Origin of the sequence: Syntrophotalea acetylenica (assembly GCF_001888165.1) — a bacterium.
GTDB lineage: Bacteria > Desulfobacterota > Desulfuromonadia > Desulfuromonadales > Syntrophotaleaceae > Syntrophotalea > Syntrophotalea acetylenica.
This window is the reverse complement of sequence record NZ_CP015455.1, coordinates 1,740,268-1,764,319: the sequence shown is the minus strand read 5'-3', so window position 1 is coordinate 1,764,319 and position 24,052 is coordinate 1,740,268. Positions and strand designations below refer to the sequence as shown.

The window sequence follows — 24,052 nt, the reverse complement described above, 5'->3', positions numbered from 1 at the left end:
ACTGGGAGGATCAGCAGTGAAACGGATCTACATGGACAACAATGCCACCACCGCCGTGAGGCCGGAAGTTCTGGACGCCATGCTGCCTTTTTACCGGGAGCATTTCGGCAATCCTTCGAGCATCCACTGGGCGGGGCGGGAAACCGGCGCTGCGCTCGAAGCGGCCCGCGAAAAGGTGGCAAAGCTTATCAATTGCAGCCCGGCGGAGATTGTTTTTACCTCCTGTGGCAGCGAGGGCAACAATCTTGCCATCAAAGGTGCGGCAGAAGCCCTGCGGGAACGCGGCAACCACATCATCACTACCGCTGTGGAGCATCCTGCCGTATTGAGCACCTGCAAATACCTGGAAAAGCATGGCTATGAGGTGACTTATCTGCCCGTGGACGGCGATGGCATGCTGGATATCGTCGCTCTCGAGGCTGCTATCACTGAAAAAACCATTCTGGTTTCCGCCATGTGGGCCAACAACGAAACCGGCACACTGTTCCCCGTCGATAAAATCGGCGCCGTGGCCCGCAACCACGGTATCTGTTTTCACACCGACGCCGTGCAGGCTGTCGGTCGGGTACCGGTCGACGTGGAGGCGGCCAAGGTCGATCTGCTGAGCATTTCCGGTCACAAGATCGGCGCTCCCAAAGGGGTGGGGGCCCTGTATGTGCGCAAGGGCATCCGCCTTGTTCCGCTGATTCACGGGGGACATCAGGAACGCAACCGTCGCGGCGGCACCCATAACCTGCCCGGCATTGTCGGGCTTGGCGTCGCCTGCGACCTGGCCGGTCGCGATCTGCCGGAAGTGTCGCAGAGGTTGCGCCGCCTGCGTGATCGTCTGGAACAGGGACTGCTTGCCGCGATCCCGGAAAGCCAGGTCAACGGTCATCCTAGCGAACGGTTGCCCAATACCTTGAATGTAAGCTTTAATTATATCGAAGGCGAAGCGGTGCTGCTGTTTCTCGATATGCAGGGAATCGCAGCATCTTCCGGATCCGCCTGCATGTCCGATGCTTTCGGGCAGTCCCACGTCATCGACGCCATGGGCGTCGATCCGATGATGGCTAATTCGGCGATCCGGTTTGGCCTCGGTTATGACAATACCTGCGAGGATGTCGACCGGGTGCTGGAGATCCTGCCGGCAATCGTCAAAAAACTTCGCGACATGAGCCCATTTTACCATGAGCGGGATGCCGCCAGCGTTACAGCCTGAAACTGATAGCCCAGTTTGTCTCTGTCCCGGGGCGGGCAGGACCGGATTTCATGAAAAGGAGACCCTATGTATTCGGAGAAGGTCATCGACCATTTTACCAATCCCCGGAATGTCGGTGAAATCGAAAATGCCGACGGCATCGGCGAAAAAGTAAGTTCTTCCTGCGGTGACCGCATGAAAGTGTTTCTCAAGGTCGAGGATGATATCATCAAGGACATCAAGTTCCAGACTTATGGTTGTGGCGCGGCCATCGCTTCCTCTTCCATGATGTCGGAACTGGTGCTGGGAAAAACCCTGCAGGAGGCGCTTGATCTGACCAACGATCAGGTTGCCGACGCTCTTGGAGGGCTGCCAGCGCCCAAACTGCACTGTTCGAACCTGGCGGCTGACGCCCTGCATGAGGCCATCAAGAACTATCGTGCCGCCAAGGTCTGATATTTTCGTTTTATGTTGAATGAATCCGGGGGCCATTCGCACATGTGAATGGCCCCTTGGGTATCCCATAAGGCCGGATATGCCGAAGCAAGCAAAACATATCGCGGTGGCGATGAGTGGTGGCGTCGACTCGACCGTTGTCGCTGCCCTGCTGCAGGAGCAGGGTTACCAGGTTTCCGGCCTGACAATGCGGGTTTGGGACGTCAGCCCGCTGGCCGATGGTCAAGACCCGCCTCATGTCACGGATGCACGCAGGGCCGCGGCCCATCTCGATATCCCGCTGCATGTCATCGATCTGCGGGATGCCTTCCGCCAGCAGGTGGTCGGACCTTTCTGCGATGCTTACCATGCCGGACGCACCCCCAATCCCTGCGTGCTTTGCAATCGGGTTTTCAAGTTCCGCCGCCTGATCGACGAAGCGGACCGTATCGGTGCCGACGCGCTGGCGACCGGGCATTACGCCCGCATCCTTGATGATGGCGGAGCCCGCCTTCTGGCCAAGGGTACCAGCCTGCCAAAGGACCAGAGCTACTTTCTTTTTACCTTGACCCAATCGCAGCTGGAAAAGGTTGTTTTTCCGCTCGGAGGGATGGACAAGAACGAAGTGCGGGCCCATGCCGACCGGCTTGGTCTGCATGTGGCGCAAAAAGGTGACAGCCAGGACATCTGCTTCATCCCGGACGGGGATTACGCCGCCTTTCTGGAACGCGAGGCCGGAATGCCCTTCGTCGGCGGGGACATTGTGCATGTCTCCGGCAAGGTGCTTGGCAGGCATGGCGGAACCTGCCGCTTTACCGTCGGACAGCGCCGTGGACTCGGTGTCGCCTGGCCGCAGCCTCTCTACGTAATCGCCATCGACGCCGCGCAGCACCGGGTTTTCGTTGGCGAAAGGGAATGTCTCGAGGTCGACCGGCTCATAACCGAGGGAACCAACTGGATCGTTGCCGAGCCACCACGGCCGCTGCGGGCCCGCTGCCGCATCCGTTATCGGCATCAGGAGGCGCCCTGCACCCTGGTTGTGCTGGGCGGCGGACAGGTGGAAGTGCGGTTCGATGCGCCTCAGACCGGCGTTGCGCCCGGACAGGCCGCCGTGTTTTACGATAGCGACAGGGTGTTAGGCGGGGGCTGGATTGTATGAACGACAGTTTCGCCATTGTCACCCTGGGGTGCAAGACCAACCAGTTCGAATCCGCGGCCATGGCCGAGCAGTTGGAGCGGGCAGGCTACCGGAGGATCGATTTTGCTGCCGGCGCGCAGCTGGTGATCGTCAACACCTGTACTGTAACCGCGGCTACCGACAGCCAGTCGCGTAATCTGATCCGGCGGGCGCGGCGCCTCAATCCGGCATGCCGGGTCGTGGTCACCGGCTGTTATGCCCAGGTCGCTCCCGGTGACCTGGAAAATCTGCCAGGTGTCGATCTGGTGCTGGGCAACGAGGAGAAGGTCGATCTGGTCCGCAGGATCGACGTTCCGGGACCAAGGGTGCAGGTTGGGGATATCCGCCAGGCGCGAGGCGTACCCCTTGATCTGGACTCCTTCGGTAGCCGCAGCCGCGCCTTTGTGCAGATTCAGAACGGTTGTGACGCCTTCTGTTCCTATTGCATCATTCCGCATGCCCGCGGCTCCAGCCGCTCCGCCAGCCCCGAACAGGTGGTTGGGCAGGTCTCCAGATTCTGTGCCGCCGGTTTCCCGGAGGTTGTGCTGACCGGCATTCACATAGGTGGATACGGACGGGATCTGCGCCGACCCATGACTCTTGCCGACCTGGTCCGGCGCTTGCTCGACGAGACGCCGGTGCGGCGTTTGCGCCTTGGATCCATCGAACCTCAGGAGGTTTCGGATAATCTGATCGGCCTGGTCGCGGACTGCGACAGGCTGTGCCCGCATTTTCATATTCCCTTGCAGGCCGGTGATGACGGTGTCCTGAAGGCCATGAACCGTCATTACTCCGTGGCATTTTTCCGTGAATTGATCCGGCGGCTTAAAACGCGGATTCCCGACGCGGCTGTCGGTCTGGATGTGATTACCGGCTTTCCCGGCGAGAGCGCAGGCGCCTTCGGCCGTACACTGGCACTGGTAGAGGAACTGCCGGTAACCCATCTGCATGTGTTCCCCTTCAGCCGCCGTCCCGGCACGCCGGCCGCCAGCATGAAAGCTCAGGTATCCGGTGCCGTGGCCCGGCAGCGTGCCGCGCTGTTGCGTGAGCTTGGCGAGGAAAAACAGAGCCGGTTCGCTCAAGGCTTTGTTGGCCGACATCTGGAGGTGGTTCTGGAAGGGTGCAATGACGGGGTGCGCAACGGACTGAGCCCGCACTATCTGCCGGTTTCGTTCACCGGCGGCAGCGGCGGAGAAAGGTGCCTGACCCTGCGTATTGACGCAAGCCGCGGCGGGGTGCTGCTGGCCGCCCTGCCGGATTGACCTGGTTGCAGCACAAGAAAAGCCCCGTATCACGGGGCTTTTCTTGTGCTGTTTTGCAAATCGTGGTTGGCTATTTGGAACGAATGAATTTGCTGCTGTCAACGCCGCATTTGGGACAGTATTTGGGGGCCGCTTCACCCTCGTGCTTGAGGCCACAGACGGTGCATTGCCAGGTTTTTGCAGGCATGATTCACTCCTTTGGCTGAAATTGAACAGGGTTGAGATATAACTCCGAAATTTCCCCATATGTAACCAAAAAAGTTATAATTGTCAAGGCAAATCCTGTAACCCTGCCGAATTTAATCGCCACCTGTGAGGTTGTTCATGCAGGTCTTTCGCAACAACCAGGGACGGTCGCTCATCAATCCATCCACGCCCAGCCCGAGCAGGCGCAGCATATCGGCGGCCTCGTTGACGGTCCATACGTGGACCTCGATGCCGAGAGCATGGGCGGCCGCAACGGTCTGTGGCGTGACCAGCCGCAGGCCCTGGTAGGTTTCGGGGATCTGCAGCGCCTCGGCCGGGGGAGCATAATCCGTTTTGCAGCCGCCCTGCAGCCAGTCGAAAAAGGCGACCAGTTCCCCGTAACAGAAACTGGTGGGAATGCCCCGAGCAGTGCATGAAGGTCGCAGGCGGCACATGACCGCATCCTTTTCCGCCGCCAGTAAAACCCGGTCTTCCATCCCCGTGCGGCGGATAATCTCCAGAGCTGCCTTCACCAGGGTGTCGGAATCCTGCTTCAGTTCGATGTTGAACAGAGCATCGGGAAAAGTGCGCAGGATTTCTTCCAGGGTGGAAATACGGATTCCCCGGTCGCGATGTGGAAAACTGCGGCCACCGTCCGGGCTGAAAGTGGCGCCGGCATCGCAGCTTTGCACCTCGGCCAGCGTCAGCTCGGCGACGTTGCGATCCACGCCGCAGGTGCGCAGCAGCGAGGCATCGTGCAGAACCACAGCCTGTGCGTCGGCCGTGGCGTGAATATCGAGTTCCAGGTAGGGCATGCCTGCGGCGACGGCATCGGCGAAAGCGGGCAGGGTGTTCTCGGGGAATTCGGCACAGCTGCCCCGGTGGCCGAAGAGGCGGGGCAGAGGGGCATCGAAATAGCGGGTATTCATATTCTTGCCTCCAAAGCGGCCTGACGTCCGCGAGAGACGTTGACGGTAAGCAACAGGACGATGCCCGCCAGGAAGAAAAGTCCCAGACCGAGAATCGCCAGGCGGTTTGATCCGGTCAACTGCGCCAGCAGTCCGAAGGAAAAAGGTCCGAGGATCGAGGCAAATTTACCGCTTACGGCATAAAAACTGTAAAATTCCGCGTATTTGCCTGCAGGAAGCAGGCTGCCGTACAGAGAGCGGCTGATGGCCTGGCTACCGCCGAGTATCAGAGCAACCGCCACTCCCATCACCCAGAATTGCCAGGCTTGCTGCATGCGAAACGCATAAAGTGTTATCCCCAGAAAGCAGAGCAGCGACAGCAGCACGGCATTTTTGGCGCCGTGGCGGTTCGCTATCCGGCTGAACAGCAGGGATCCGGGCATGGCGATAAACTGAATCATGAGAAAACAGGCGAGGATGGTGGTGGTTCCCAGACCCAACTCGTCCTTGCCGAAGATCGCGGCCACCGCGATAATGGTCTGAATGCCGTCGTTAAAAAACAGATAAGCCAACAGAAAGCGCAGCAGGTCCGGATAGTTCAGCAGTTCTTTCCAGACGTTCCACCAACTGCGCAAACCCAGCTGAAAACCTGCATTGCTTCTGGTCGGGGGGACCATATCTTCCCGCAGGAACAGAAAAGTCGGCAGGGAAAAAAGCAGCCACCACAAACCTGTCAGGAAGAACCCCAGCCGTGTGGCCTGGGCCGGGGATGTCAGTCCGACCAGGCCGGGAGAACGGATCAGAACAAAGGTCAGAAGCAGCATCAGTCCGCCGCCGATATAGCCCAGGGCGAAGCCCTGCGCGGACAGGCGGTCCATCTCCCGTCCCTGCGCCAGCGCCGGAAGGAAAGCGTTATAGAAAACGTTGGCGGCGGCAAAACAGGCATTGGCGAGCATGAACAGACCAGCCGCCAGCAGGTAGCGTTCAGGCCCGGCCAAAGCCAGCAGGCAGGTGGCGAAGCTTCCCGCGACGCTGAGAAGGGCCAGCCACAGTTTGCGCCGTCCGGTGCGGTCCGCCAGGGCGCCGAGGCCGGGGGCGGCGAGGGCCACCAGTATCATGGACCCGGCTACGGCGTAACTCCACAGCGCGGTGGGGGTCAGAGGTCCGCCGATAATCGGTAGCACAACCCCCTGCGGCGGCACCAGCGATACGAAATAGACCGGCAGTACCGCCGCTAAAATAACGGTTGCAAAAGCCGAGTTGGCCCAATCGTACATGCACCAGCCAAACCGCGCCCGGCGCAGCGATGAGGGGGATCTTTTTTCCACGGAATCGTGCATGTCAGCGTTGTCCTGATTGGGTGTGGATCTTTGTCACAAAAGGTCGTTTCAGGGGCCTGCGGGATTTTCAGGTTCCGCAGGCTCGTCCTGGCACATGCTGTTGCCGCGCATGTACTGCACGTAGGCGCAATCTTCCGGCAGCCAGTCCGCGTCCCTGACGATTTCCGGGGTCAGTTTGATGCACCCTTCGCCAACCTCGAACCTTTTATGGTAGACCTTGCAACGCCGGCTCACCACATCGAGGAAACGGCAGGCGATGTCGGAGGTGTGCCAGCGCCCATGTCTGTCAACCACCTTCTCAAAACAGCAGGCACCGCATTGCCGGCAGATAGCTTCCCATTTCGTCAGGCGCATTCCGAGTAGCCGCAGGCGTGACACACGCAGCAGCCCCCTTCATGCTCCACCGGTCCGCCACATTCCGGGCAGGCGCCACCATGGTTGACGGGATTGGCGACGGCGGCCCCCTCCTCGGTTTCCGTTTGCATGTGCATTATAATCGCCCGGGCGACGGCGTCGGCACAGCTGGTGACGCGGTTTTCTCCGAAGCCGGCCGGCTTGTGACAGGTGATGCCGATCAGCTGTTTGATCACCTGGCGGGCCTGCACGCCGCTGCGCCAGGCCAGGGAAACCAGCCGGCCGATGGCCTCGCACTGGCTGGCGGCGCAGCCCCCGGCTTTACCCATGGTGGTGAACAGTTCGAACAGGCCCTTGTCGTCCTGGTTGATGGTCACATATAGCGGACCGCAACCGGTGGTCATCTGGTAGGTTTTGCCGGTCAGGGCACGGGGCCGTTCACGTTTGTGGCCGGTTTTGCCAGATTCGACGGGCATGTTGGGCTGCTCCGTCGGTTCGGAACTTCTGGCCACCGAAAGCACCTGCATGTCGCGCGATCCGTCCCGGTAGATGGTTACTCCCTTGCAGCCTTGCATGTAAGCGAGGCGGTACACCTTGGCAACCTCGTCGCGTGTTGCCGAGTGAGGGAAGTTGACGGTTTTGGAGACGGCGTTGTCGGTGTGTTTCTGAAATGCCGCCTGCATCCGTATATGGTCTTCCGGGGTGATGTCATGCGCCGTGACGAACAGCTTCCGCACCTTTTCCGGGATTTCCTCAAAACTCTGGATGGTGCCTTTTTGCGCGATGGCTTTCATCAGTTCCGGGCTGTAAAAGCCCTCTGCACGGGCCATCGCTTCAAAAAGCGGATGCACTTCGACAAGGATATCCTGGTCAAGCACCTGCCGCAGGTAGGAGACGGCAAACACCGGTTCGATGCCGCTCGAAGTATTGGCAATGATAGAGATGGTGCCGGTCGGCGCGATGGTGGTGCAGGTGGCATTGCGCAACTCAGCCTCGCCGTCCTCGTCGAAACGGCTGCCGGGAAAATTAGGAAAGGCGCCGCGTTGTTCGGCCAGCTTGCGGGACGCATCGCGCGCCTGGTCGGCGATGAAGCTCATCACCCTGTCGGCAAGCTCGATGGCCTGGTCGCTGTTGTAAGGCATGCCAAGCAGGATAAGCATGTCGGCCCAGCCCATGATGCCGAGCCCTATTTTGCGGTTGGCGCGGGTCATTTCGGCAATCTGCGGCAACGGATAGCGATTGATCTGAATGACATTGTCGAGAAAACGTACCGCCATCGCTACCGTATCGCCGAGCTTTTGCCAGTCGACCTGGCTGTCGTCAGTAACCATGCGCGACAGGTTTATCGAACCGAGGTTGCAGGATTCGTAGGGCAACAGCGGCTGTTCTCCACAGGGATTGGTCGCTTCAATATCGCCCACATGGGGAGTGGGATTGTCACGGTTGAGACGGTCGAGAAAGATAATGCCCGGCTCTCCACTGTTCCAGGCCATATCGACGATGCGATCAAACACCTTGCGGGCATCGAGTTTTTTGATCGGCTCGCCGGTGCGCGGATTGATCAGGTCATATTCGCGGCCATCCTCCACGGCCTTCATGAATTCCTCTGTCAGGCCGACGGAGAGGTTGAAATTGGTTAAAACCGTCAGGTCTTTTTTGACCATGATGAAATCCATGATGTCCGGGTGGTCGACCCGCAAAATTCCCATATTGGCGCCGCGCCGTGTGCCGCCCTGCTTGATGGTTTCAGTGGCGGCGTCAAAAACCTTCATAAACGAAATCGGTCCGGATGAAACGCCCTTGGTGGACAACACAACGTCGTTGGCCGGGCGGATGCGCGAGAAGGAGAACCCGGTGCCGCCGCCGCTTTTGTGAATCAGAGCGGTTTGCTTGATGGCTTCAAAAATGCTCTCCATGGAATCCCCGACCGGCAGCACGAAACAGGCGGCAAGCTGGCCGAGTTCCCGTCCGGCATTCATCAGAGTGGGTGAGTTCGGCAGAAACTCCAGGCGGGTCATGGCGTCATAGAAGCGATCAGCCAGGGCGGCGGCTTCTTCCCCATGTCCGAATTGATCTTCGGCCGCGGCTATGGCTGCAGCAACGCGCCGGAACATGTCCGCCGGCTGTTCGAGGATGCGGCCCTCGGGGCTCCGCTTGAGATAGCGGCGCTCAAGAACAGTGATGGCATTATTGCTGAGACGGGATTCCAGATCCGCAGTGGTCAACATGGATGCAGTCCTTTTAATTAGTTAAGATGTGTGCCGCCAATATCCTGTGGCAGGCCATCTATAAACCACAATATGTTGGGTCTGTCAAGATATGCGTGAGGGCTGTTTGCCGGGCACCGGCAATCCGGAGGGGCATGCCCAATGCCAATATGTACAAAATGAATTTTACCCGGAAAGAAGGGTTGTTGTACAATACGCCGGCAGTCGAACGGGCGGCATGCACATCCTGCCGGTCCGGAGCTTTCGCCAACCGGAAAGGGGTTGCCAAACCTGCTGTCCAATGGTAGTTTCACACAGTTTTTTTCGCGCTGCGTACGCCATGTCCTCTGATCTCGCCGAATTGCTGCGTCACCCAAAATTCTTGTATTCACTCTTGTGAGGGAGCGTCATGAAAAAGGTTTTTGTTCTCGATACCAACGTTTTGCTGCACGACCCTCAGGCCTTGCTTCGATTCAAGGACAACGACGTGGTCATACCCATTACGGTGGTCGAGGAAATCGATACCTTTAAAAAGGATCTCAACGAGACCGGGCGCAATGCCCGTGAAGTTTCCCGCCTGCTTGACAGTTTTCGTGCCAAAGCGCACCTGGTCGACGGCGTGCGGCTGGACGACGGCGGGATGCTGAAGGTTTTTATCTATACCGAGCAGGCCATGCGGCGCATGCCCCCGGAATTGCGGGTGGACCGGGGCGACAACCGTATCCTGGCCGTCGCCCTGCAAATGAAGGAAGAGTGCCATTGCCCCGTGGTGTTTGTCACCAAGGATACGAATCTGCGTATCAAAGCCGATGCGGTGGGGCTCAATGCCCAGGATTACGAGTCCGACAAAGTCTCCATCGAGGAACTCTACACCGGCATGGCCGAAGTGGTTCTGCCCCGCGAGCAGGTCGATCGCTTTTACGGCCAGGGGCATGTCGACATTGATGGCGATTATCGCGAAAACCAGTGTCTGACCCTGGTCGACGAAAGCAATACCTCGCATACCGCCCTTGGACGTTACGAGGCGGCTCTGGGGCGGGTGGTACCCCTGATCCGGCTTCCCAAGGAAGGTTTGTGGGGCATCACCCCGCGCAACCGGGAGCAGCAATTCGCCTTCGATCTGCTGCTCAACGACGATATTCAGCTCGTGACGCTGGTGGGCAAGGCCGGTACCGGCAAAACCCTGCTCGCCATTGCCGCCGGTCTTGCCAAGTCGGCGGACGAGGGCGGTTACAGCCGGCTGCTGGTTTCACGTCCCATCTTTCCTTTGGGCAGGGATCTGGGTTTTTTGCCTGGTGACGTCGAGGAGAAACTGGCGCCCTGGATGCAGCCCATTTTCGATAATGTCGAACTGCTGCTTGGCATGGTGGACGAGCATGGCAAGCGCAAGCGCGGTTACAAGGAACTGGTCGAAATGGGGTTGTTGCAGATCGAACCTTTGACCTACATTCGGGGACGGTCGATCCCCAAACAGTTCATGATTGTCGACGAAGCACAGAACCTGACTCCCCATGAGATCAAGACCATCATCACACGGGCGGGGGAGGGAACCAAAATCGTACTGACCGGCGATCCTTACCAGATCGATAACCCTTATATCGATTCTTCGAGCAACGGCCTGACCTACACCGTTGAGAAATTCAAGAGCCAGTCCATCGCCGGACACGTAACCCTGATGCGTGGAGAGCGCTCGCCACTGGCGGAACTGGCGGCCAATCTGCTCTGACCGGCCGCCGGCTCCCGTTAAACAGACCCTCTCGGAAAGTAGAATTTTTTGCATGTTGTTGCTGACCATAGAATCATCTTGTGACGAGACCTCGGCGGCGGTGGTGCGCGACGGTCGCCAGGTTCTGTCGAACGTCATCGCTTCCCAGGTCGATGTGCATGCACTGTATGGCGGCGTTGTGCCGGAGCTGGCTTCCCGCAAGCATCTGGAGGCCGTGACCGTGGTGATTGACGATGCCCTGCGTCAGGCAGGCGTTGGTCTTGAAGCCATCGAAGGCATGGCCGTCACCCGCGGGCCGGGCTTGATTGGCGCCCTGCTGGTGGGCCTTTCCGTAGCCAAGGCCATGGCCGTGGCTCTGGAAATCCCCCTGGTCGGGGTGCATCACATGGAAGGCCACATCCTCGCGCCGCTGCTGGAAAACGACATTGCCTTTCCCTATCTGGCGCTGGCTGTTTCCGGCGGGCACACGCATCTGTACCGGGTGGATGGCATTGGCCGTTACCGAACACTGGGCCGCACCCTTGACGATGCGGCGGGAGAAGCCTTCGACAAGGTTTCGAAGCTGCTCGGGCTCGGTTATCCCGGCGGCGCGGTCATCGACCGGTTGGCTGCCGAGGGCAATCCCCGCGCCTTTGATTTTCCCCGTCCATTGCTGAAAAAGCCGAATTACGATTTCAGCTTCAGCGGCATCAAAACGGCACTGCTGTACTATGTGCAGGGCCAGAATGGCCCCATCGAGGGGACGCACCTGTGCGACGTCGCGGCCAGTTTTCAGCAGGCGGTGATCGAGGTGCTTTGTGAAAAGACCCTCCGGGCGGCACGGGATACCGGATTGAACCGCATCGTCGTGGCCGGCGGTGTGGCCTGTAACAAGGGGCTGCGACGCCTGATGGGAGAACGGGCCGCGCTGGACGGATTCCAGGTGTTTTTCCCCAGTCCGTCTCTTTGTGCCGACAATGCGGCCATGCTTGGCGTGGCCGGGGATGCCTACCTGGCGGGAGGGTGCGCCGCCGACCAGGACCTCAATGCCAAGGCCAGCTGGCCCCTTGACCAGGCTGGCTGGGCGCAACAGCCGTAACCGCGAAATGGATAACATCGTATGTACCGGCGATGGCCTTTGGCCAGGCAGCTCAAATTGTTGGTTCTGAAATTCATGCGGCTTCGCGGTACCCCGAAGAAGTCGCCAAGGGGTTGGCGCTCGGTATTTTTATCGGATTGACCCCGACATTTGGCTTTCAGATGCTGCTGGCCGTGTTTCTGGCGGTGATTCTCAACGAAAACAAGTTCGCCGCCGTACTGGGCGTCTGGGTGACCAACCCTTTTACCGCGCCTTTCATTTATGCCCTCGAATACGAATCGGGGCGCATTCTGCTCGGCATGGATTATGTGCGCATGCCCGAATCCCTGAGCTTTTCCGCCCTTAAAAGTCTTGGCTGGGAAGTCATGCTTCCTCTGACTTTTGGCAGTCTGCTGTGGGCGATATTGTGTTCCGTGGCGGTTTACCTGGCTGCGATTCGTATCATTCCGCTGGCGCAGAAGTGGAAAATTTCCCGCTGGCCGAGACGCCCCCGGCGCGGGCAGGGGAGAGAGCTGTGAATCACCGTCCCAAAAAACGTTTTGGTCAGAATTTTCTGCAGGATCGCCACATTATCGACGGCATCCTTGCGGCTGCCGCGCTGGAACCCCGGGACCGGGTACTGGAAATCGGTCCGGGACTCGGTGTTCTGACCGACCGTCTGCTGCCGTCGGTGGCGCGACTGCACGTCATCGAGATCGACCGGGATCTTGTCGAAGGCCTGCAGGCACGTACCGCGCCGCACCTGACGGTGCATGTGGGGGACGCGCTGGCGCTGGACTGGGAAGCGATTCTGTGCGAACCTCCGTACAAACTTGTAGCCAACCTGCCGTACAATATCTCCAGCCAGATCCTTTTCAAGATTCTCGATCACCGGCACCTTTTTTCGCGACTGGTGCTGATGTTCCAACAGGAAGTCGGGGACCGGTTGTGCGCCGCGCCCGGCGGCAGGGATTACGGCATTCTTTCCGTACTGTGCCAGGTATGGTTCGATATCCGTCGGGTTTTGCGAGTGGCACCCGGAGCCTTTTATCCACCGCCGAAAGTATATTCCTCAGTGCTGTGCTTCGAAGCACTTGCCCGTCCCCGGATCGAGATTGCAGATGAGCGGTTTTTCCGGCGCACGGTCAAGGCGGCATTTGGTCAGCGCCGCAAAACTCTGCGCAACAGTCTTGCCGGAGGCGGTCTCGGTTTCGACGGGCTCGAGGATGCGCTGCGCGAGGTCGGGATCGATTCGGGTCGTCGCGCCGAGACCCTTTCGCTCGAAGAATTCGGCCGGCTTGCACAGGTGCTGGCACGGCATGTTTCCCCTGCCTGAAAACCCGCAACCGGCCTACCAGTCGCCACAACAAATGCCTGACTTGTTTACACGACGCAAAACCCCTTCCGCTCCGGAAGGGTTTTTTTTATGGTGTGTCTTCGGCAGGGCAGGGACGGCGTGATGTATAATAGAGGCAAATATAGTCCAGGGAGAGTTTGTGGTGAGTCTTTTCATTCGCAAGGCGGCAGACCATAAGGCGGCCGTATTGACCCGACTGCTGGCGGTTGCGCGTCGGCAAAGTCCGGCCGACATGCTGTTGCGTAACGGAAAAGTCATCGATCTGGCAACGGGTGACATTGCTGAAGCGGATATTGCCATGGTCGGTGCCTATATCGCCGCGGTCGGCAAGAAACTTGACGGTATTGAAAGTTATGATCTCAAGGGCCTGTTTGTGGCACCTGGCCTGGTGGATGCGCATGTGCACATCGAAAGTTCCATGTTGCGCCCCCGTGAATTCGCCCGTCTGGTCGTTTCGCGGGGGGTAACGACAGTGGTTGCCAATCCTCATGAAATCGCCAATGTCTGCGGGCTTTCAGGGATTCGTTTCATGCAGGACGATGCACGGCAGACCCCCGTCGACATATTCATGACCATACCTTCCTGCGTGCCGGCGACCTTGCTGGCAGGCTCCGGCGCCAGCCTGGGGCCGGAGGATTACAGCCGGCTTCTGGCTTGTCCGGATGTGGTGGCTCTTGGCGAAGTGATGGATTTCCAGGGGGTCATCACAGGCGAGCCCCGGCTGCTGGCGGAACTCGACGCCGTTCGCGGGTTTCCCGTCGACGGCCATGCTCCGGCGGTCGAAGGTGGCAATCTGGATGCCTATGCGGCCGCCGGCATAACTTCCGATCACGAATGCTGTACCGAGGCCGAAGTGAGGGACAGGCTGCAACGGGGGATGTGCGTTTTTCTTCGGGAAGGCAGCGCGGCTCGTAATCTGCAGACCCTTTTGCCGACAGTTTCCTGCGTAACCGAGCGTTTTCTGGCGCTATGTACCGATGACCGGGATGCGGCGGATCTGCTGTCCCGCGGCTCCATAGATCAGATGGTGCGTACCATGGTTGCAGCCGGGGTTTCGCCGCTGACGGCGCTGCGCATGGCCTGTCTCAATCCGGCGGTGCACTACGGCCTGCTCGATCGCGGTCTGATTGCCCCCGGCCGCAGGGCCGATCTTGTAGCGTTTTCCAGCCTCGACAATTTCCGTCCGGAACGGGTCTGGCATGCCGGCCGACTGGTGGCTGTGGGCGGGCAATGTGTCGACGAAAAATCCGGCGGCACAGGCGACGAAGTTGCGCCCTGGCTGAAAAATACCATGCATGTCGACTGGTCAAGGGTCGATTTTCGTATATCCGGTCCGGGTTGCAAGATGCGGGTAATCGGTGTGGTGCCCGGACAACTGGTAACCGAACAGCGGATTCTTCACGGCTTGAGCCGGGAAGGGGAGATGGTGGCTGACCCCGAACGGGATCTTGCCAAGCTTGCGGTGATCGAAAGACATCGCGCCACTGGGCGATGTGGCAAGGGATTCGTCCAGGGGCTGACCCTGCGGCGCGGTGCAATGGCTTCAAGCGTGGCGCATGACCACCATAACCTGATCGTGGCTGGGATGGACGATATGTCTATGATGACCGCCGCCCGGGCCGTGGCCGAATCCGGTGGCGGCCAGGCGCTGGCAGTGGGCGAGCGGCTGCTTTGGCAGCTGCCGTTGCCTGTCGGCGGGTTGATGTCCTTGGCCGCCGCCGAAGAACTGGTGTCTTGCCAAAAGTTTCTGAATCAAGCCCTGAAAGAGGTGGGTTGTGCGATTCCGGGGCCATTCATGACGCTGAGTTTTCTGGGGCTCGAGGTCATTCCGGAGTTGAAATTGACCGACTTCGGCCTGGTGCATGTGCTGTCGCGGCAGCTGGTGCCACTGTTTCTCGAAGACTGAGGAGGAAGGCATGCCGGGATCTCCACGCAGGATATTGATCGGTGAAGAGGCCATTCATCGGCGCGTTGCTGAGCTCGCGGCGCGGATTTCAAGCGATTATGCCGCGGTTGAAGAGCTTTTTATGGTCGGCGTGCTGCGGGGCAGCTATATTTTTCTGGCCGATCTGTCCCGCGCCCTGAAGATACCGCGGCGCATCGATTTTATAGCTCTTTCGTCTTATGGCAAAGGAGCCGTCAGCGGCGCCGTGCGTCTGATCATGGATGTGCGAACCGATATCACGCAAAGACACGTGCTGATCGTGGAGGATATCGTCGACACCGGGCATACGCTTGATTATCTGCTGCGATTGTTCCGGGCGCGAAAACCCGCCTCGCTGAAAACCTGTACACTGCTACGCAAGGCCGGCACCATGCAGGTGCAGGTGCCCGTTGATTATGTCGGGTTCGATATCCCCGACGTCTGGACGGTCGGTTATGGACTGGATTTTGCGGATAAATTCCGGGCCTTGCCCTACATTGCGCAACTTTCATCCGATGAATGCGAGACGCTCTGATGCCGTGGAGCACCCTCCGTCCCGGAAGATCATCTTTTGTCATAACGATGTTTTTAAATGCCTGATAAATATCCGGAAACATCGCAGTGGATCGCCTCCGATCCTGTTTACGAAAAGCCGTTTCCGGGTTTTTCGCGCAGCCTGTCGCTTTTGCCAACCTATTGAAAATTCTTAAAGACCGTTACCCCTGGATTTATTTTTTCCGATATCGGTAAAAAAGAGATTGAAATGATATTTTATCGGTGGTATCTATCTCTTGGCCGTTATTTGGCGGAATCATGCATTGAACAATTCAAAGAATTGGATGTTTTGTTTCGCTTTCTGCCGGCCACGTTTGCATTGTGTTTTGGAGAGGAGGAGAAATAGCCAGGTCGCACGGCTTGGCTATTTCCCCGCAAACCTGCATTTTTTATCAAAAACCAGCATAAGCGTGCGTTGTCCTGCATCGCGCGTCGTTTCATGTAGCATGTCAACCGGGATCCGGGTGTCCCGAACGGCAGAATGGGGTGCGTCCGGCTGAAAAACCGGGCTGCGCGGTTCTGCGGGTATGTTCATGTCCGGATGTAAATGCACGGAAACCATGCTGCTGTCGCTCAGGATGTGCCATCTCGAGTTGCTGCCGGGACGTTTCGCGCCTTGGCGTGCTGTATTGCGCCCGAAGAGGCCCCAGCGTTTTTTCTCCCATCCCGCAGGATGCCGCATTCCCGTCACCAGGCAGCAGTTTTTCATGCATCTTCGGACAGCCCCCGCTGTCGTTTCTGTTCGGATTCCAAACATCATTCAGGGGAGGACTCATGTCCAGTTGTCAGGAAAAAAAGGAATGCGGAACCCAGCAGGCTTACGAGCTGCCGGAAAACCTGTTCCGCGAGCTCGATGCGTTCATCGACAGTTTGCCGACCAAGAAAGGTCACCTTGTCACGGTGCTGCACAAGGCCCAGAGCCTGTTCGGGTTTCTGCCCGTGGAGATTCAGGAGTATGTCGCCGAGCACATGGATGTACCGGTCGTGCATGTGTTCGGGGTGGTGAGCTTCTACACCTTCTTCACCATGAAACCCAAAGGCAAGCATCCCATTGCCGTGTGCATGGGTACCGCCTGCTTCGTCAAGGGCGCCGACAAGGTTGTCGAGGCGCTCAAGCAGCAGCTGAACCTGGAGGTCGGTGAAGTGACATCGGACGGCAAATTCTCCCTCGACTGTCTGCGCTGCGTCGGTGCCTGTGCGCTGGCGCCGGTGGTTATTGTCGGTGAGAAGGTCTACGGCAACGTGACCACCGACCAGGTGAAGAGCATCATTGCCGACTTTGCTTAACACGGGGAGATAATGCGATATGGCCAAGATCAATTCTCTGGCGGAACTGCAGAAAAAGCGCGAAGACCTGCAGGCTGCCGCAAATAAATCCAAAAGCGAAAAAATCATCGTCAACGTTTCCCTGGCGACCTGCAGCATCGCCTCCGGCGGCAAGGAAACGCTGGAAGCCATGAAGCAGGAATGCGCCGCGCAGGGCATCGACAACGTGGAATTCGGTCAGGTCGGCTGCCATACCTACTGCTATGCCGAGCCGACCGTGGAAATCATCCTGCCCGGCAAACAGCCGGTGGTGTTCGGTTATGTCAAGGGTGACAAGGCCAAGGAACTGGTGCAGAAATACATCAAAGACGGCGAGTTGGTCGGGGGCGTGATTCCGGTCAACTATGAGCGCGTTGTTTTTTAATACGGGGAGAGAACAGCTATGGCAAATCAGCTTAGAATAGCCACTCGCAACAGCGGGTTCATCGATCCGGAATCCATTGAATCCTACATCACCGTCGGCGGCTATCAGGCCCTGGGCAAATGCCTGGCCGAGATGAAGCCCGCCGATGTTATCGAATTGGTTAAAAACAGCGGCCTGCGCGGTCGTGGCGGCGCGGGTTTTCCCACCGGCGTCAAATGGGGTTTTGCCGCCAAGTACGCCTCCGACACCAAATATGTCGTCTGCAACGCCGACGAAGGCGACCCGGGCGCGTTCATGGACCGCGCGGTGCTCGAAGGCGACCCGCACAGCATCTTGGAAGCCATGGCCATTGGCGCATATGCCATCGGCGGCAACAAGGGCACCATTTACATCCGCGCCGAATATCCGCTGGCCATCAAACGCCTGAAAATGGCCATCGAACAGGCCAAGGAAATGGGTCTGCTGGGTGACAACATCATGGGCACCGACTTCAGCTTCGACCTGGAACTGAAATACGGCGCCGGCGCCTTTGTCTGCGGCGAGGAAACCGCCCTGATCAACTCCATGGAAGGCAACCGCGGCGAGCCGTACACCAAGCCGCCGTTCCCCGCCGAAGCCGGTTACTGGGATAAGCCGACCATCGTCAACAACGTCGAGACCCTGGCCAACATTCCGGCCATCATCATGAAGGGCGGCGACTGGTTCAGCAAGATCGGCACCGAGACCTCCAAGGGTACCAAGGTTTTCTGTGTCGTTGGCAAGATCAACAACGTCGGCCTGATCGAAATTCCCATGGGAACCCCGCTGAGGGATGTCATTTTTGAGATTGGCGGCGGTATTCCGAACGGCAAGCAGTTCAAGGCGGTGCAGACCGGCGGCCCCTCCGGCGGCGCGCTGACCTACAAGGACCTCGATGTTCCCATCGACTACGAGAACCTGATCGCCTGCCAGTCGATGATGGGTTCCGGCGGCATGATCGTGATGGACGAAGACGACTGCATGGTGGCGGTGTCCAAGTTCTTCCTGGACTTCACCATGGACGAAACCTGCGGCAAATGCACCCCCTGCCGCATCGGTTCCAAGCGTCTTTACGAAATGCTGGACAAGATCACCAAGGGCCTGGGCACCGAGGAAGACATCGAGAAGCTGCGCAGCCTGGCGGTGAACATCAAGGACACCGCCCTGTGCGGCCTTGGCCAGACCATGCCCAACCCGGTACTGTCGACCCTGCGCGTGTTCGAAGACGAATACCGCGCCCACGTGCAGGACAAGAAGTGTCCTGCCGGGGTCTGTACCGAACTGCTCGAGTTCACGGTGGTGGCGGAGAAGTGCGTGGGTTGTACCCTGTGTGCCAAGGTTTGCCCGGTCAACTGCATCAGCGGCAAGCCGAAGGAAGTCCATGTCATCGACCAGTCCGCCTGTATCAAGTGCGGCGCCTGTCTGGACAAGTGCAAGTTCGACGCCATCATCAAAAAATAACGAAAGGAGACGCGTCACATGTCTATGCTGAATATAACGATAGACGGGCAGGCGGTCGAAATGCCTGTCGGCAGTACGATTCTTGAGGCAGCTAAAAAAGTCGGGATCGAGATTCCGACGCTGTGCCATCTCGATATGGAAAAGCAGTTCAACCAGCAGGCCGCGGCCTGCCGCATCTGCGTGGTTGAAGTGGAAAATCGGCGCAACCTGGCTCCGGCCTGCGCTACTCCTCTTATGAACAATATGGTGATCAAGACCGATACCCCCCGCGTTATCGAAGCGCGCAAGACGGTTCTTCACCTGATGCTGTCCGACCACCCCCTGGATTGTCTGACCTGCGAAAAGGCCGGTAACTGCAAGCTGCAGGATCTCTGTTACCAGTACGGCATCGAGGAAACCCGCTTCCCGGGTCTGCGCAACGATTTTCCGCTGGATGACACCAACGAGTTCTATGTCCGTGATCTGAACAAGTGCGTGGCATGCCGCCGTTGCGTGCAGGTCTGCACCAAATTCCAGTCCACCAACGCCATCGGCTTCGGCAATCGCGGCTTCACCACCCATCCCGTGGCTCCCTTCGACAGGGGCATGGATGCCTCCGACTGCGTCTCCTGTGGCAACTGCGTGTCGGTCTGCCCGGTAGGGGCCCTGCTGCCGAAAAACAAGGAGAAATATCGCAGCTGGGAAGTGAAAAAGACCCAGACGACCTGCTCCTACTGCGGTGTCGGCTGCCAGATGAACCTGCTCAGCAAAGGCAACAAGGTGGTCGGCGTAGAGCCGCTCAGCGGTGCCTCCAATGATGGTCTTCTGTGCGTAAAGGGCAAATTCGGCTTCAATTTCATCAACCATCCGGATCGCCTGACGACGCCGTTGATCCGCAAAGATGGCGAACTGGTCAAGGCAACCTGGGATGAAGCCCTTGATCTGGTGGCTTCCAAAGCTAAGGCCATCAAAGCTGAATTCGGTAGCGAAGCTTTCGCCGGTTTGAGTTCCGCACGTGTTACGAACGAAGAAAACTACCTCTTTCAGAAAATGGTGCGCGCGGGGTTCGGCACAAACAGTGTCGATCACTGCGCTCGACTTTGACACAGCTCCACCGTTGCCGGTCTGGCAACTACGCTTGGTAGTGGCGCAATGACCAACTCCATCAACGAGTTGATCGATAGTAACGTTATTTTTATCAGCGGGTCCAACACCACCGAAAACCATCCGGTTATCGGTGCCAAGATCCGTCAGGCAAAGGCTAAAGGCGCGAAAATCATCGTTGTCGATCCGCGAAATATCGACATTGCCGCCGATGCCGATGTTTTCCTGCAGGTCAATCCCGGCACCAACATCGCTCTGGCCAACGCCATGATGAACTACATCATCAGTGAAGGCCTGGATGCTGCCGAGTATGTCAAAGAGCGCACCGAGGGCTTCGATGAACTGGTAGCGACCGTGGCGGATTACACCCCCGAAAAAGCTGCTGAAATCTGCGGTGTGAGTGCCGAAGATATCAAGAAGGCAGCTCGCATCTACGCCGAAGGCGAAAAAGCCTCCATCGTTTACTGCATGGGCGTTACCCAGCATTCCACCGGTACCGAAGGCGTTATGAGCATGGCTAACCTGGCCATGTTGTGTGGCAATATCGGTATCGAATCGGGCGGGGTCAACCCGCTGCGTGGTCAGAACAACGTTCAGGGTGCCTGCGATATGGGGGCCTTGCCCGGGACCTATCCTGCGTACCAGAGTGTGGCGAATGCCGACGTCAAGGCCAAGTTCGAAAAGGCCTGGGGTGTTGCGTTGTCCGACAAGGTCGGCCTCACCCTGACTGAAATCGTGCATGGTGCTGGTCATGGCGATATCAAGTTCCTGTACATCATGGGTGAAAACCCGATGGTTTCCGACCCGGATCTGACCCATGTTGAAGAAGCACTGAAAAACACCGGATTCCTGGTGGTGCAGGACATTTTCCTGACCGAGACGGCTCAGTTGGCCGACGTGGTTCTGCCGGCCGCTACTTTTGCTGAAAAGGACGGTACCTTCTCCAATACCGAACGGCGCGTACAGATGGTGCGCAAAGCCATCAATCCGATCGGAGATTGCAAGCCTGACTGGCAGATCCTGTCGGAGGTCCTGAAGCGTCTTGGAATCGGGAAAAATTATGCCAGCCCTGAGGACGTGTTTGCTGAGATCCGCGAGGTAACGCCTTCCTATGCCGGTATCAGCTATGATCGTCTCAATGAACTGGGCAGCCTGCAGTGGCCCTGTCCGACCGAAGATCACGCCGGCACCAAATTCCTGCATGTCGGCAAGTTCGCTCGGGGCCTTGGTTTGTTCAAACCCGCTGCGTTCAAGCCCAGTGCTGAGTTGCCTGATGACGAATACCCCGTGATCATGACCACCGGTCGTGTGCTTTATCACTATCACACCCGCACCATGACCGGTAAAGTTGACGGGCTGAACGCCATGTCTCCCGAGTCTTTTGTGGAGATCAATCCCGAAGCTGCTCGCAAATTGAGCATTGCCGAAGGAGACAAGGTCAAGATCAGCACCCGCCGCGGTTCTATCGTGGCAAAGGCCAAGGTAACGCCTAAATTGAAGGAGAACGTCATCTTCATTCCGTTCCACTTTGCCGAGGGCGCGGCCAACGTCTTGACTAACCCGGTAGTCGATCCTATTGCCAAGATTCCTGAGTACAAGTCCTGTGCAGCCAAGCTTGAAAAAGTGGCCTGGGACTGGTCGGAAGAGGCTGACGGAATCCGATAAACCTCATTGTTGCAAGGACGGTCTTTGCCGTCCTTGCAACAGCCATGTTATTTATGGTAGAGTTTTGTCCGGCCAGATAGAAGGCCCGTAAGTTATATACGAAAGGGTCTTCGCAAAGAGTATAAATCTGACATCGCCCCCGTACCGACATTGTTCGGCACGGGGGCGATGTTATCATTGGCATATCCCACTTTTCGGCGAGGGAGGATTGATTCATGATTGAAAAAAACGTGGTTACCGATTTTTGCAGCCAGGTCTCCGAACCTGAGATCGGTTCGGGAACCTATGTTCACCCCTTGGCTGCCGTTATCGGAAATGTTATTCTTGGAAGGAATATCATGGTATCACCAACGGCGGCTGTAAGGGGCGACGAAGGGCAACCTCTCTTCGTTGGCGATGATTCCAATATCCAGGATGGGGTTGTCATTCATGCTCTGGAAACCGAATTGAATGGCGCGCCGGTTGCCAAGAACCTCTACGAGGTCGATGGCCGTTCCTACGCTGCGTATGTCGGATGCCGTGTTTCGCTGGCTCATCAGGTTCAGATCCACGGCCCCGCCGTGGTTTTGGATGATACCTTCGTCGGGATGAAATCACTTGTATTTAAATCCTTTGTCGGTAAAAAATGTGTGATTGAACCCGGCGCTATTATCATGGGCGTTACGGTGGAGGATGGCCGGTATGTCCCGGCCGGCTCGATCATTCGTAGCCAGGAAGAAGCCGATGCTCTGCCGAAAATCACCGACGACTATCCTTTCAAGGACATGAACAAGGGTGTCGTGCATGTCAACACTGCGCTGGCCCGACAGTACCTGGCATCACATAAAGGATAGATATGTACATAAAAATATGATTATATCCAGACGGGAAGCACTTGAGGTTTCCCGTTTTGGCTATCTGGTGTCCATCCGGAAACTCCGGATGAAAAAAGTTTATGGTTAATCAGCGCGGGAAGACAGCATGGAATCAGTCAGGGATCGGCGGCAGTACGAAATTCTGCAGTGTCGGCAGGGAGATTTCAGAAAAGTAATGGATGTGGTGGTTGCCGAATACAACCTGGAGATCGAGGTTAACGGCCAACCGTTCGTCATTTTGCTTTGTACCCCCCGATCCCTGGAGAATCTGGTAGCAGGCTTCCTGTTCTCGGAGGGGGTTATCCGCGGGCCCGGGGATCTGCAGGAAATTCAAATTGATGTGGATCAGCAACGGGCGCGAGTTACCTTGAGAGGTAGTGACGATTTTGCCCTGGCTGCCCAAAGATCGCATATACGCCAAACCGTACCCACCGCCGGTGGTAAAGGCCATTCCACGCTTGATGCCGCGGTTCTGCAGTCTTTGACCGAAGGGTATGATGGCCGCATCACAATCAGAGCGGCAAGGGTGCCGGAACTGATGGATCGGTTCGGCAAAATGTCTCAACTGTTTGCCGATACCGGCGGGGTGCACAGCTGTGCCCTGTCCGACGGCGAGCAGATTTTGCTCTTTGAAGACGATATCGGCAGGCACAACGCTCTGGATAAAGTCCTGGGAGAGGCCATGATGCGCGGCATAGCGCTTAACGACAAGGTCGTGCTTACCAGCGGCAGGATATCGACGGAAATTCTCGCCAAAGTGGCTCGCCGCGGAATCCCGGCCATTATCTCCCGTTCCGCGCCGACCAGTGCGGCTATCGATCAGGCCCGCACTCTCAATATGACTCTGATCGGTTTTGCCCGGGGCCAAAATTTCAATGTCTACACCAACTTTTCCTGTCTCGATATGGATTGAAATACGCACATAAAGGAAACTGGACATGAAGTTCGGCAGTGCGGTAATCCTTGCCGGCGGCAAAAGCCGCCGCATGGGATTCGACAAACAATTTTTGCAGATCAAGGACCACTATCTTCTTTGCTGGCATGGTGAACAGCTTGCCACCATGTTTGATCAGATCATTGTCGTCAGCAACACCCCCGAATTGTACCGGGGAACGCCCTTCGTCGTAGTGAGCGACGAACTCAGGCACCAGGGACCGCTGGGCGGCATACACATCGGGCTTAAGACCGCACTGTCTCAGAACGTGTATTTCCTGGCCTGCGATATGCCCAATATCAATCTGGACTATATCCGGCGCATGCAGCAATGCGTCAGCCAAAGTCACGCCCCTGCCTGCGTAACGAGATATGGTGACTGGATCGAGCCGTTCAATGCCTTTTATTCCCGCGTTTTGATCTCGGCTATCGAAGCTTACCTTGCCACCGGACGCCACTCCCTGTTCGATTTTCTGGAAACCTGTGAAACCTTTTATATTCCGGAAGCGGAGGCCAGGCAGTACAGTCCGGACTGGAAGATGTTTCTCAACCTCAATACCCGGGAAGATTTTGAAAAGTGGCGCAGTCTCAGTCTTGCCCATGGTTTCGATAATGCCGCTTGCGGCAAATCCTGCCGAAGATAACCTCTCGATTCAACCCGACAAAACCGGGAATTTTCT

General features: G+C 57.6%; 23 protein-coding genes. 17 read left to right on the top strand and 6 right to left on the bottom strand.

The window, feature by feature from the left end:
* The first annotated feature begins 16 nt into the window (after positions 1–16).
* The 4 genes from nifS (at position 17) to mtaB (ending at position 4,054) form a co-directional block, all read left to right on the top strand.
* The gene (gene nifS / locus A6070_RS08120) at positions 17–1,201 is read left to right on the top strand and encodes a cysteine desulfurase NifS (RefSeq protein ID WP_072287839.1); all 1,185 of its coding nucleotides are present in this window, start codon (positions 17–19) and stop codon (positions 1,199–1,201) included.
* A 66-nt stretch (positions 1,202–1,267) separates the two neighbouring features.
* A complete protein-coding gene (gene nifU, locus A6070_RS08115) occupies positions 1,268–1,636 on the top strand; it encodes a Fe-S cluster assembly scaffold protein NifU (RefSeq protein WP_072287838.1) in 369 nt (122 codons plus the stop codon).
* Between the two features lie 79 nt (positions 1,637–1,715).
* A complete protein-coding gene (mnmA, locus tag A6070_RS08110; RefSeq protein WP_072287837.1) occupies positions 1,716–2,774 on the top strand; it encodes a tRNA 2-thiouridine(34) synthase MnmA in 1,059 nt (352 codons plus the stop codon).
* Positions 2,771–4,054, top strand: coding sequence for a tRNA (N(6)-L-threonylcarbamoyladenosine(37)-C(2))-methylthiotransferase MtaB (gene mtaB, locus A6070_RS08105; RefSeq protein WP_072287836.1), 1,284 nt, complete (start codon positions 2,771–2,773; stop codon positions 4,052–4,054). Before mnmA ends, mtaB begins: the two co-directional genes overlap by 4 nt.
* 70 nt (positions 4,055–4,124) lie before the next feature.
* On the opposite strand, the gene A6070_RS08100 is transcribed toward mtaB, so the two are convergent.
* The 5 genes from A6070_RS08100 to A6070_RS08080 form a co-directional block, all read right to left on the bottom strand.
* Entirely contained in the window at positions 4,125–4,241 is a 117-nt protein-coding gene (locus tag A6070_RS08100; protein WP_072287835.1) for a rubredoxin-like domain-containing protein, read from the bottom strand.
* A 112-nt stretch (positions 4,242–4,353) separates the two neighbouring features.
* On the bottom strand, positions 4,354–5,169 hold the full coding sequence (locus A6070_RS08095; RefSeq protein ID WP_072287834.1) for a glycerophosphodiester phosphodiesterase: 816 nt from the start codon (positions 5,167–5,169) through the stop codon (positions 4,354–4,356).
* On the bottom strand, positions 5,166–6,488 hold the full coding sequence (locus A6070_RS08090; protein WP_072287833.1) for an MFS transporter: 1,323 nt from the start codon (positions 6,486–6,488) through the stop codon (positions 5,166–5,168). Before A6070_RS08090 ends, A6070_RS08095 begins: the two co-directional genes overlap by 4 nt.
* A gap of 48 nt (positions 6,489–6,536) precedes the next feature.
* Positions 6,537–6,842 carry a CxxCxxCC domain-containing protein gene (locus A6070_RS08085; RefSeq protein ID WP_072287832.1) on the bottom strand — a complete coding sequence of 102 codons (306 nt, stop codon included), beginning with the start codon at positions 6,840–6,842 and terminating at the stop codon, positions 6,537–6,539.
* The gene (locus tag A6070_RS08080) at positions 6,833–9,070 is read right to left on the bottom strand and encodes a vitamin B12-dependent ribonucleotide reductase (protein ID WP_072287831.1); all 2,238 of its coding nucleotides are present in this window, start codon (positions 9,068–9,070) and stop codon (positions 6,833–6,835) included. Before A6070_RS08080 ends, A6070_RS08085 begins: the two co-directional genes overlap by 10 nt.
* A 388-nt stretch (positions 9,071–9,458) precedes the next feature.
* Between A6070_RS08080 and A6070_RS08075 the strand changes: the two genes are divergently transcribed.
* The 6 genes from A6070_RS08075 (at position 9,459) to hpt (ending at position 15,648) form a co-directional block, all read left to right on the top strand.
* The gene (locus A6070_RS08075) at positions 9,459–10,775 is read left to right on the top strand and encodes a PhoH family protein (protein WP_072287830.1); all 1,317 of its coding nucleotides are present in this window, start codon (positions 9,459–9,461) and stop codon (positions 10,773–10,775) included.
* Positions 10,776–10,827: 52 nt separating this feature from the next.
* Complete coding sequence (gene tsaD / locus A6070_RS08070; protein WP_072287829.1) at positions 10,828–11,853, top strand: tRNA (adenosine(37)-N6)-threonylcarbamoyltransferase complex transferase subunit TsaD; 1,026 nt, start codon at positions 10,828–10,830, stop codon at positions 11,851–11,853.
* Positions 11,854–11,966: 113 nt separating this feature from the next.
* Positions 11,967–12,371, top strand: coding sequence for a DUF2062 domain-containing protein (locus A6070_RS08065; RefSeq protein ID WP_236718875.1), 405 nt, complete (start codon positions 11,967–11,969; stop codon positions 12,369–12,371).
* On the top strand, positions 12,368–13,168 hold the full coding sequence (rsmA, locus tag A6070_RS08060) for a 16S rRNA (adenine(1518)-N(6)/adenine(1519)-N(6))-dimethyltransferase RsmA (RefSeq protein ID WP_072287827.1): 801 nt from the start codon (positions 12,368–12,370) through the stop codon (positions 13,166–13,168). Before A6070_RS08065 ends, rsmA begins: the two co-directional genes overlap by 4 nt.
* Positions 13,169–13,331: 163 nt before the next feature.
* Complete coding sequence (ade, locus tag A6070_RS08055; RefSeq protein WP_201257956.1) at positions 13,332–15,095, top strand: adenine deaminase; 1,764 nt, start codon at positions 13,332–13,334, stop codon at positions 15,093–15,095.
* 10 nt (positions 15,096–15,105) lie between these two features.
* On the top strand, positions 15,106–15,648 hold the full coding sequence (gene hpt / locus A6070_RS08050; RefSeq protein ID WP_072287826.1) for a hypoxanthine phosphoribosyltransferase: 543 nt from the start codon (positions 15,106–15,108) through the stop codon (positions 15,646–15,648).
* Positions 15,649–16,032: 384 nt separating this feature from the next.
* Here hpt and A6070_RS08045 read toward each other — a convergent pair whose 3' ends face one another.
* Entirely contained in the window at positions 16,033–16,377 is a 345-nt protein-coding gene (locus A6070_RS08045) for a hypothetical protein (protein ID WP_072502057.1), read from the bottom strand.
* 65 nt (positions 16,378–16,442) lie between these two features.
* Between A6070_RS08045 and A6070_RS08040 the strand changes: the two genes are divergently transcribed.
* The 7 genes from A6070_RS08040 to mobA all read left to right on the top strand — a co-directional run bounded on the left by A6070_RS08040 (position 16,443) and on the right by mobA (position 24,016).
* Positions 16,443–16,955: an NADH-quinone oxidoreductase subunit NuoE family protein gene (locus A6070_RS08040; RefSeq protein WP_072287824.1), complete on the top strand. Its 513-nt coding sequence runs from the start codon at positions 16,443–16,445 to the stop codon at positions 16,953–16,955.
* Between the two features lie 19 nt (positions 16,956–16,974).
* Positions 16,975–17,358 carry a (2Fe-2S) ferredoxin domain-containing protein gene (locus A6070_RS08035; RefSeq protein WP_072287823.1) on the top strand — a complete coding sequence of 128 codons (384 nt, stop codon included), beginning with the start codon at positions 16,975–16,977 and terminating at the stop codon, positions 17,356–17,358.
* Positions 17,359–17,376: 18 nt separating this feature from the next.
* Entirely contained in the window at positions 17,377–18,837 is a 1,461-nt protein-coding gene (locus A6070_RS08030) for an NADH-ubiquinone oxidoreductase-F iron-sulfur binding region domain-containing protein (protein ID WP_072287822.1), read from the top strand.
* Between the two features lie 24 nt (positions 18,838–18,861).
* Complete coding sequence (gene fdhF / locus A6070_RS08025) at positions 18,862–21,585, top strand: formate dehydrogenase subunit alpha (protein WP_083558870.1); 2,724 nt, start codon at positions 18,862–18,864, stop codon at positions 21,583–21,585.
* A 215-nt stretch (positions 21,586–21,800) separates the two neighbouring features.
* Positions 21,801–22,418 carry an LbetaH domain-containing protein gene (locus A6070_RS08020; RefSeq protein WP_072287821.1) on the top strand — a complete coding sequence of 206 codons (618 nt, stop codon included), beginning with the start codon at positions 21,801–21,803 and terminating at the stop codon, positions 22,416–22,418.
* A 127-nt stretch (positions 22,419–22,545) separates the two neighbouring features.
* Entirely contained in the window at positions 22,546–23,352 is an 807-nt protein-coding gene (gene fdhD / locus A6070_RS08015) for a formate dehydrogenase accessory sulfurtransferase FdhD (RefSeq protein ID WP_072287820.1), read from the top strand.
* 25 nt (positions 23,353–23,377) lie between these two features.
* Positions 23,378–24,016, top strand: coding sequence for a molybdenum cofactor guanylyltransferase (mobA, locus tag A6070_RS08010; protein WP_072287819.1), 639 nt, complete (start codon positions 23,378–23,380; stop codon positions 24,014–24,016).
* Positions 24,017–24,052 lie beyond the last annotated feature (36 nt).

Bases quoted from the DNA above. Each gene is read 5' to 3' on its own strand.
- nifU (WP_072287838.1), top strand. From the start codon at position 1,268: ATGTATTCGGAGAAGGTCATCGACCATTTTACCAATCCCCGGAATGTC.
- mnmA (WP_072287837.1), top strand. From the start codon at position 1,716: ATGCCGAAGCAAGCAAAACATATCGCGGTGGCGATGAGTGGTGGCGTC.
- mtaB (WP_072287836.1), top strand. From the start codon at position 2,771: ATGAACGACAGTTTCGCCATTGTCACCCTGGGGTGCAAGACCAACCAG.
- A6070_RS08100 (WP_072287835.1), bottom strand. From the start codon at position 4,241: ATGCCTGCAAAAACCTGGCAATGCACCGTCTGTGGCCTCAAGCACGAG.
- A6070_RS08095 (WP_072287834.1), bottom strand. From the start codon at position 5,169: ATGAATACCCGCTATTTCGATGCCCCTCTGCCCCGCCTCTTCGGCCAC.
- A6070_RS08090 (WP_072287833.1), bottom strand. From the start codon at position 6,488: ATGCACGATTCCGTGGAAAAAAGATCCCCCTCATCGCTGCGCCGGGCG.
- A6070_RS08085 (WP_072287832.1), bottom strand. From the start codon at position 6,842: ATGCGCCTGACGAAATGGGAAGCTATCTGCCGGCAATGCGGTGCCTGC.
- A6070_RS08080 (WP_072287831.1), bottom strand. From the start codon at position 9,070: ATGTTGACCACTGCGGATCTGGAATCCCGTCTCAGCAATAATGCCATC.
- A6070_RS08075 (WP_072287830.1), top strand. From the start codon at position 9,459: ATGAAAAAGGTTTTTGTTCTCGATACCAACGTTTTGCTGCACGACCCT.
- tsaD (WP_072287829.1), top strand. From the start codon at position 10,828: ATGTTGTTGCTGACCATAGAATCATCTTGTGACGAGACCTCGGCGGCG.
- hpt (WP_072287826.1), top strand. From the start codon at position 15,106: ATGCCGGGATCTCCACGCAGGATATTGATCGGTGAAGAGGCCATTCAT.
- A6070_RS08045 (WP_072502057.1), bottom strand. From the start codon at position 16,377: ATGAAAAACTGCTGCCTGGTGACGGGAATGCGGCATCCTGCGGGATGG.
- A6070_RS08040 (WP_072287824.1), top strand. From the start codon at position 16,443: ATGTCCAGTTGTCAGGAAAAAAAGGAATGCGGAACCCAGCAGGCTTAC.
- A6070_RS08035 (WP_072287823.1), top strand. From the start codon at position 16,975: ATGGCCAAGATCAATTCTCTGGCGGAACTGCAGAAAAAGCGCGAAGAC.
- A6070_RS08030 (WP_072287822.1), top strand. From the start codon at position 17,377: ATGGCAAATCAGCTTAGAATAGCCACTCGCAACAGCGGGTTCATCGAT.
- A6070_RS08020 (WP_072287821.1), top strand. From the start codon at position 21,801: ATGATTGAAAAAAACGTGGTTACCGATTTTTGCAGCCAGGTCTCCGAA.
- fdhD (WP_072287820.1), top strand. From the start codon at position 22,546: ATGGAATCAGTCAGGGATCGGCGGCAGTACGAAATTCTGCAGTGTCGG.
- mobA (WP_072287819.1), top strand. From the start codon at position 23,378: ATGAAGTTCGGCAGTGCGGTAATCCTTGCCGGCGGCAAAAGCCGCCGC.